Origin of the sequence: Bradyrhizobium sp. NBAIM08 (assembly GCF_020193935.1) — a bacterium.
GTDB classification, from domain to species: Bacteria; Pseudomonadota; Alphaproteobacteria; order Rhizobiales; family Xanthobacteraceae; genus Bradyrhizobium; species Bradyrhizobium yuanmingense.
Window position 1 is genome coordinate 1 of the sequence record NZ_JADYVR010000037.1, and the last position, 2,243, is coordinate 2,243.

General features: G+C 56.2%; 3 protein-coding genes. All 3 read right to left on the minus strand.

The genetic code is table 11. From position 1 onward, the window contains the following. Positions 1 to 1,179 (minus strand): MATE family efflux transporter (locus tag I6F37_RS38220; RefSeq protein WP_225131555.1); only part of this gene is annotated, 1,179 nt, incomplete at its 3' end. Next, positions 1,176 to 1,772, minus strand: a complete 597-nt coding sequence (locus I6F37_RS38225; RefSeq protein WP_225154113.1) for a hypothetical protein — start codon at positions 1,770 to 1,772, stop codon at positions 1,176 to 1,178. The genes I6F37_RS38220 and I6F37_RS38225, both read right to left, overlap by 4 nt. A 92-nt stretch (positions 1,773 to 1,864) precedes the next feature. After that, on the minus strand, positions 1,865 to 2,243 hold a 379-nt coding region (locus I6F37_RS38230), incomplete at its 5' end, for a condensation domain-containing protein (RefSeq protein WP_225154114.1).

Consider the following 2,243-nt stretch of genomic DNA (forward strand, 5'->3'; position numbering starts at 1 on the left):
CGTGACGACAGTCTCAATACCATACAGTCCAAAAAAGAGATGGAAGACGGTGCAGGCAGAAACGGCAATTTCCCTGACGCTATCGCTATCGCTGAACAGCCCGACCAAAGGACGGACAAAAACCATAACGGTCGCGGAATACGCAAAGGAAAGCGCAACCGTGATAGAGAGCATGACCTTTGCAGCCCTCAGTACGCGAGCAAAATCGCGTGCGCCCCAGCCAAAACCCAGGATAGCTTGAGACCCCATACAGAAACCGCTGATAAGCAGTGCGCCAATCGTTAAGAGTCGCACGGCTATTCCCACGGCCGCGATGGACTCTTCGCCGAAGGGCGCAGCTGCTCCGTACAAGAGCACGACAGTAATAGCAGATAAGATGCTGGGCATGGTCGCTGGCGCCCCCACGAACGCTATCTGTCTGATGCGATCTGCTCGCAACGAGATGTGAGACATCCTGACGACGACCATTCCGCGTCGCTTGGTAAAATACGCGATATAGAGGCTAATAGCCGCAGTCTGAGACACAAGCGTTGCGAGAGCGGCGCCTCGCACACCGAGGTCCAGCACGGATATGAGCACTGGATCAAGGCCAGCGTTCAGTATGAAGGCGGTCATCATCGTCCACATGCTAAATCGCGTATCGCCTTCGGCTCGGACGATGAAGCCGTTGACGATATTCAGAAGCATCAGGGTGCATCCGAACAAAAGCGTCGTCGCGTAGTCGAGCGCCAGGGGCATGATGGTTGGAGTTGCCCCGAGCGCTAGGAAGATCTCTCGCATGTTTAGAAACAGAGCGACTGTGACCGTGATGCCGACTGGCGCGGCGAGCGCGAGAGCGGTACTGGCGCCTCGACTCGCCTCTAGGTACTCACCAGCACCAAGATGACGAGATATGAACGACGCTGCTCCAACTCCTATCCCCTGTCCGGCCGCCGCGAGCAGGACCACGATCGGCAAGGTCATGCTGACGGCTGCGATCGCCGGCGCGCCGAGTGTCCCAACAAAGATTGCGTTGACGACCTGCTGCAACGCGTTGATCGACAAGCCAACAACAGACGGAATGGCGAGCCGTAGGATAAGTCTGAACAGACCGGGGTCTGATAGATCGATGCGAGCGTTCTTGTTCGGCATCACATCGTGATCGACCTCGGCGGCGAATTCCGCATCGGGCTCACTCATGGATGAAGGTGTCCCGAGATCTTCCGAATTTCATTGATCGTCTGCAACAGCTCCTGTTGCAAGACCGTGCAAAGATGGCGGGTCACCTCATAATCGACCATGCTCGGATCATACGTGGTGTCAATCTGTAGATCGCCCGATTGATATCCGACATCGAACCAGAAGACGTGGATCGCCGCCGCTTGATGCATGTGTTCGCCGATCCAAAGTGGAGAAGGTTCTGTGTCTAGAAAACGGCGTGGGAAATGGCGCTGCAAGCGGGCGCGATAATTCACCCCAATTCTGGGCAGTGGCAGGCGATCGAGCCGACGCCGCACGGCTGGATCTCGGTTTAGGAATTTCAGGGCCCGAAAGCCTATTCCCCCGCGCGGCAGCGCATTGCGCTGCCGGTATATCAAACGAGCACGGTCGGAACGCGACTCCCTTCCTGTGACATTCAGTGAAAGCGGAACGAGCTCGCTGAGAAGACCAATGATCTGAGATGAATCGAAATCGTCAAACAGCCGGCCTCGTGTCGAGGTCAGGCTATCAATCCAGAGCGAATAGTTGCCGAACAGGGCTCCACACGCACCCGACAGGGCAGCAAGAAACACATCAAAGTCCTGACAATTCGCTGATCTGGCTCCAATACTGAGGAGACTCGCTGTCGCTTCCCGGTCGATCTCAAGATGATACTTGGCCCGATCTACCCGAAGCGAACGGCCGTTCGCATCCTCGCGACGACCTTTAAGACTTGCATCGTGAAGCTCTCTCGCGCTTTTTCGGCAACACTCGTGCGGCCCGATGACGCGTCGCTGACACGGAAGTTGAATTGATCGTAGTCAATGCCTTCCCAGTGCTTGAGTTCGTCTGGTGCTTCGCTGTTCGCGTAGTGCTCGAGCCGCTTCAACCAGGGAGAGAGCCTTTGTACGGCCTCGGCACCATTCACATCATGGCCTGCAGCAAGAGCGTTGTATGCGTCCTCCAATGCTTCCAGGAATAGCCGATAGCCCATCCCATCCACTACGAAATGATGCACCAGTACCAGCAGATAATAATCGCCGCTTTCCGAAGCACGGAAGGCC